The sequence below is a fragment of the Verrucosispora sp. SN26_14.1 genome, from assembly GCF_004307965.1.
Classification (GTDB): domain Bacteria; phylum Actinomycetota; class Actinomycetes; order Mycobacteriales; family Micromonosporaceae; genus Micromonospora.
Genome location: NZ_SISL01000379.1, coordinates 1 through 5,572, shown reverse-complemented (window position 1 = coordinate 5,572; position 5,572 = coordinate 1). Strand labels below are relative to the sequence as shown.

Sequence of the window (5,572 nt, the reverse complement as noted above, 5' to 3'; positions counted from 1 at the left end):
CCGGGCGACCTCGCGGTCACCCCGTCCTGGCACCGGCTACGCGGCCCGGCCGACCTGGCCCGGCTCGACCTCGCGCTGGACGGCTGGGAACACACCCGGGCCCTGCTCACCGGCGCCGACCGGACCGGCTGACGCGCGACCCACACCGCCGGTCCGGCTGAGGCCGGACCGGCGATGCTCGCGTGCGGCGGGGTCAGGAGCGGCGGTCGTCGCCCTCGGTGTCGTCGGGGCGTTCCGGACCGTCCGGGCCCTTGCCCTCGACCTCGCCCGGGATCTTCTCCTCCGGGCCGCCCGGAGCGGAGAAGTCGAACTTCTCCAGCTCGGTCATCAGGTCCATGTCGGCCATGGCGAAGGCCACCGGGTCGGCGAAGTCGGCGTCGGACGGCAGCAGGTCGGGGTGGCCCCAGAGGGCGTCCCGTCCGGCGATGCCCCGGTGCTCGGTGAGCGCCGCCCAGAGCGCGGCGGCCTCACGCAGCCGGCGAGGGCGCAGTTCCAGCCCGACCAGGGCGGCGAAGGTCTGCTCGGCCGGTCCACCCGCCGCCCGCCGCCGACGGAACGCCTCGCCGAGCGAGACCACGTTCGGCAGCCGGCCGTCCGCAGCACCGTCCACCACGTGGCAGACCCAGCCCTCGACCAGGGCGAGAGCGGTCTCCAGGCGGGCCAGTGACGCCTTCTGTGCCGGGGTGTCCTCCGGCGTGAAGATGCCCTCCAGGGCGATCGCCTGCATCGACTCCGGGTCGGTCGGGTCGACCCGACCCATCGCCTCCTCGATCGCCTCCCGGTTGACCCGGATCCCGGCCGCGTACGTCTCCACGGCGGTGAGGACGTGCCCGCGCAGCCACGGCACGTGCTCGAAGAGTCGCTGGTGGGCCGCCTCGCGCAGGGCGACGTAGAGGCGTACCTCGTCCTCGGGCAGCTCCAGGCCCTCGCCGTAACCCCGGATGTTGGCCGGGATCAACGCGGCGGTCCCGGCGGGGCCGAGCGGCAGGCCGATGTCACCGGCGGATAGCACCTCCGCAGCCAGCGACCCGAGCGCCTGACCGAGCTGACCGCCGAAGAGGGCACCGCCGAGGGTGGCCACCATCGACTGCATCGGGCCGAGCTGGGCGCGCGCCTCCGGCGGCACCAGGTCGCCCATCGCGCCGACCATCCGGCTTGCCACCGGGTCGCACAGCTTGCGCCAGACGTCCAGCGTCTTGAAGATCCACTCGTTGCGGTTCCAGGCCACCGTGGTCTTGATGCCGGAGGGCAGGGCCGACGCCGGCTCCAACCAGAGGTCGGCGATGCGCAGCGCCTCATCGACCGCGTTGCGCTCGTAGGGCGAGACCGCCGGGTCGCCCGCCGCCGCGAGCTGACTGGCCGCCACCTGACGGGCCAGATCCCAGTTGACCGGCCCGCTGCCCGGCGCGGAGAGCAGGTGCTGCAACTGCGACATGAACTGCTGCATCTGCGCGGGGTCGTTGGGGTCGGGCGGCTGCCCACCCGGGAGCGCGAAACCGAACGGAATATCAGGCACGAGCTCTACGGTACGCGCGCCGTGCCCCTGGTCGCCGTCACCGCAGTTGCGCTGAGGGCGAAGTCGTCGTCGTGCCGCCCGGAGGCCGAGAACCGGCTCGGTACGCTCTGGCGCATGAGACGACGTGGCGTGACCGTCCTCCTCGGTGCTCTGCTCACCGCTCTGCTCAGCATCGGGGTGCTCGGCGCGCCCGTCCCCTATGTCGTGCTCGGTCCCGGTCCGACGGTGGACACGCTCGGGCAGGAGGACGGCAAGGAGGTGATCCAGGTCACCGGCGGGGAGACCTCCGACTCGGCGGGGCAACTGCGCCTGACCACGGTGGGTGTGCAGCCGACCGTGAAGCTGCGCTCGGCCATTCAGGGCTGGCTCTCCGACGACCAGGCGGTGGTGCCGCGCGAGCTGGTATACCCGCCCGGCGAGACCCGCGAGGAGGTCGAGCAGCGCAACGCCGAGGACTTCCAGGTCTCGCAGACCAGCGCGGAGACCGCCGCGCTGCGGGAGCTGGGGTACGAGGTGCAGGTCGTGATCAAGACCGTCGCCGCCGACGGACCGGCCGCCGGAGTGCTGCGTCCCGGTGACGTGGTGACCTCGGTCGACGGGGAGCCCGTGCCGCTGGCCGGCCGGTTGACCGAGCTGGTCAGGGCGAAGCCGGCGGGCACCGCGCTCCGCGTCGGGTACACCCGAGACGGTGCCGCCCGCACCGACACCATCACCACCCAGGAGCAGGACGGCCGACCGCGGATCGGGGTCGAGATCGAGCAGCAGCAGCCGCACCCGTTCACGCTCTCCTTCGACCTCCAGGACATCGGCGGGCCCAGCGCCGGGCTGATGTTCGCCCTGGGGATCATCGACAAGCTGACGCCGGAGGACCTGACCGGCGGCCGGGTCATCGCGGGCACCGGCACCATCGACGACTCCGGCCAGGTCGGGCCGATCGGCGGCATCCCGCAGAAGCTGGTCGGCGCGAAGCGGGCCGGCGCCACGGTGTTCCTGGTGCCGGCGGCCAACTGCGCCGAGGCGGTGTCCAACCGCCAGCCGGACCTGCCGCTGGTCCGGGTGGGTTCGCTCGACGAGGCGCTCAGCGCGATGGAGACGCTGCGTGCCGGGGGCGAACCGACGCTCTGCTGACTGCCGGACCGACCCGGCGTCCCGCCGGGACCACGCTCTTGACCTGGGCCGACTTCGGGTCGGTGCGATCGCTCGCGGGCCGGGTGTCGGCTGCGCGGCGCGACCTGCCACAACGCATTCAGGAACACCCCGTACTCTGGGTGCCTGGTCGGAGCCGATCATAACGAGCGTGCGGAGCCAACAGTGGTCATGCGTAGCAGCAGCCCCCTGCCGAGGATGAGCCGACGCGGACGCGTCACGATCGGGGTGCTGATCGGAGTGTTCGTCCTGTTCACCCTGCTCGGCTGGGGGGTGCAGGCCTGGACCGACTGGCTCTGGTTCTCCGAGGTCGACTACACCTCCGTCTTCCGTGGGGTGATCGTCACCCGGTTGCTGCTGTTCCTGGCCGCCGCCGTCGCGATGGGTCTGATCGTCGGTGGCAACCTCTGGCTGGCGCAGCGGCTGCGCCCCCGGATGCGTCCGCACTCGCCGGAGCAGGCGACGCTGGAGCGCTACCGGATGCTGCTCGGCCCCCGGCTCGGGCTCTGGATCGCCGCCGCCGCCGTGGTGGTGGGTCTCTTCGCCGGCCTGTCCGCACAGAGCCGCTGGAACCAGTGGCTGCTCTTCCTGCACGGCGGTGACTTCGGCGTGCAGGACCCGGAGTTCGGTGTGGACGTCGGCTTCTACGTCTTCCAGTTGCCGTTCTGGCGCTTCCTGCTCGGGCTGGGCTTCACCGCGGTGGTGCTGGCGCTGATCGGTTCGCTGGCCGTGCACTACCTCTTCGGTGGAGTACGCCTGCAGGGCGTCGGCGACCGGATGAGCGGGGCGGCCCGGGCTCACCTGAGCTCGCTGGTCGCGGTCTTCGTGCTGCTCAAGGCCGTCGCGTACGTGCTGGACCGGCGGTCGATGCTGCTGGAGTACAACGACGGCGTCGGTGTCTACGGCGCCGGGTACGCCGACATCAACGCGCTGCTGCCGGCGAAGGAGATCCTCGCCTACATCTCCGTGGTGGTGGCGATCGCGATCATCGTCTTCTCCAACGCCTGGATGCGGAACCTGGTCTGGCCGGGCATCTCGCTGGCGCTGCTCGGCGTCTCGGCGGTGGCGATCGGCGGCATCTACCCCTGGGCGGTGCAGACCTTCGAGGTCAAGCCGAGCGCCCGGGACAAGGAGGCGCCGTACATCCAGCGCAGCATCGACGCCACCCGAGCCTCGTACGGGTTGGACATCGCCGAGAACTCGGCGTACTCGGCCAGCAACCTGACGCCGTCGGAGAACCTGGCCACCGACACCTCGGTGGTGCCCAACGCCCGTCTGCTCGACCCGCAGCTGGTCAGCGAGACCTACACCCAGCTCCAGCAGGTCCGTGGCTTCTACGACTTCGGCCCCAAGCTGGACATCGACCGGTACACGGTCGACGGCAAGACCCAGGACTACGTGGTCGGCGTACGTGAGATCAACTACGGCGAGCTGACCGCCCAGCAGAGCAACTGGATCAACCGGCACACCGTCTACACCCACGGGTTCGGCGTGGTGGCCGCCCCCGCGAACCAGGTCGTCTGCGGTGGCCAGCCCTTCTTCGTCTCCGGCTTCCTCGGCGAGCGGTCGCAGGAGTCCTGCTCCTCGCCGACCGACCAGATCCCGGCCAGCCAGCCCCGGATCTACTACGGCGAGCGGATGCAGGACGGTGACTACGCCATCGTCGGCAAGCCGAGCGAGGACGCCAACCCGGCGGAGTTCGACCGGCCGGCCGGCGAGAGCGGCGAGGGCCGCGAGTCGTACTACACCTACACCGGTGAGGGCGGCGTGGACGTCGGGTCGTTCTCCCGGCGGCTGCTCTACGCCATCAAGGAGCAGGAGCCGAACTTCCTGCTCTCCGAGGCGGTCAACGACAACTCCAAGCTGCTCTACGTGCGGAACCCCCGGGACCGGGTGGAGAAGGTCGCGCCCTTCCTGACGCTCGACGGCGACCCGTACCCCGCCGTGGTGGACGGCCGGGTGCAGTGGATCGTGGACGGCTACACCACCTCGGCCACCTACCCGTACGCCGAGCGGGTCAACCTCCAGCAGGAGACCACCGACGAGCTGACCGGCCGGGGCACCATCCAGCTGGCCCGGGAGAACGTCAACTACATCCGCAACTCGGTCAAGGCGACCGTGGACGCGTACGACGGCACGGTCCGGCTCTACGAGTTCGACGAGAACGACCCGGTGCTCAAGGCGTGGAACAAGGCCTTCGGCGGTGACCTGATCACGCCGCGCGAGGAGATCCCGCAGGCGCTGGCCGACCACTTCCGCTACCCGGCCGACCTGTTCAAGGTGCAGCGCAACCTGCTGACCCGGTTCCACGTCACGAACCCCGGCGACTTCTACTCCGGCCAGGACTTCTGGCAGGTGCCGAACGTGCCGGACGCGCCGGACAGCGGGGTCAAGCAGCCGCCGTACTACCTCTACACGCAGATGCCCGGGCAGGAGCAGCCGACCTTCCAGCTCACCAGCGCGGTCACCCCGAACGGCCGGCAGAACCTGGCCGCGCTGATCTCGGCGTCGTACCAGGACGGGCGGCCGAGGTTGCAGGTGCTGGAACTGCCCGACCAGACCCGGGTCTCCGGCCCGGTGCAGGTGCACCAGCAGATGACCAACAACGCCAACATCCGGCAGCAGCTGAACCTGCTCTCCTCGAACCAGGCCCAGGTGCAGTACGGCAACCTGCTCTCGCTGCCGTTCGGCAACGGCATGCTCTACGTCGAGCCGGTCTACGTGAAGAGCAACCAGACCGACGCGTACCCGCTGTTGCAGAAGGTGCTGCTCTCGTACGGCGACGGTGGTTCGTTCGTGGTGTTGGCCGACAACCCGGCCGACGGCATCCGGCAGCTCGTGGAGCAGGGCAAGCGGGCGGCGGCCGGCAACCTCTCTTATACACATCTCCGAGCCCACGAGACTAGCGCT

Annotated in this window: 3 protein-coding genes; 2 read left to right on the top strand and 1 reads right to left on the bottom strand. The window is 70.6% G+C overall.

The features are described 5' to 3' along the window. Positions 1 to 193: 193 nt before the first annotated feature. The gene (locus EYA84_RS24860) at positions 194 to 1,516 is read right to left on the bottom strand and encodes a zinc-dependent metalloprotease (protein ID WP_131055854.1); all 1,323 of its coding nucleotides are present in this window, start codon (positions 1,514 to 1,516) and stop codon (positions 194 to 196) included. Positions 1,517 to 1,630: 114 nt separating this feature from the next. Here EYA84_RS24860 and EYA84_RS24855 point away from each other — a divergent pair, with 114 nt between their 5' ends. Beyond that, positions 1,631 to 2,644, top strand: coding sequence for a PDZ domain-containing protein (locus EYA84_RS24855; RefSeq protein WP_131055852.1), 1,014 nt, complete (start codon positions 1,631 to 1,633; stop codon positions 2,642 to 2,644). A 189-nt stretch (positions 2,645 to 2,833) separates the two neighbouring features. Beyond that, positions 2,834 to 5,572: UPF0182 family protein (locus EYA84_RS24850; protein WP_201272472.1), on the top strand; the 2,739-nt coding region annotated here is incomplete at its 3' end.

What these genes read in the sequence shown, in the direction of transcription:
- EYA84_RS24855 (WP_131055852.1), top strand. Translation starts at nt 1,631, where the DNA reads ATGAGACGACGTGGCGTGACCGTCCTCCTCGGTGCTCTGCTCACCGCT.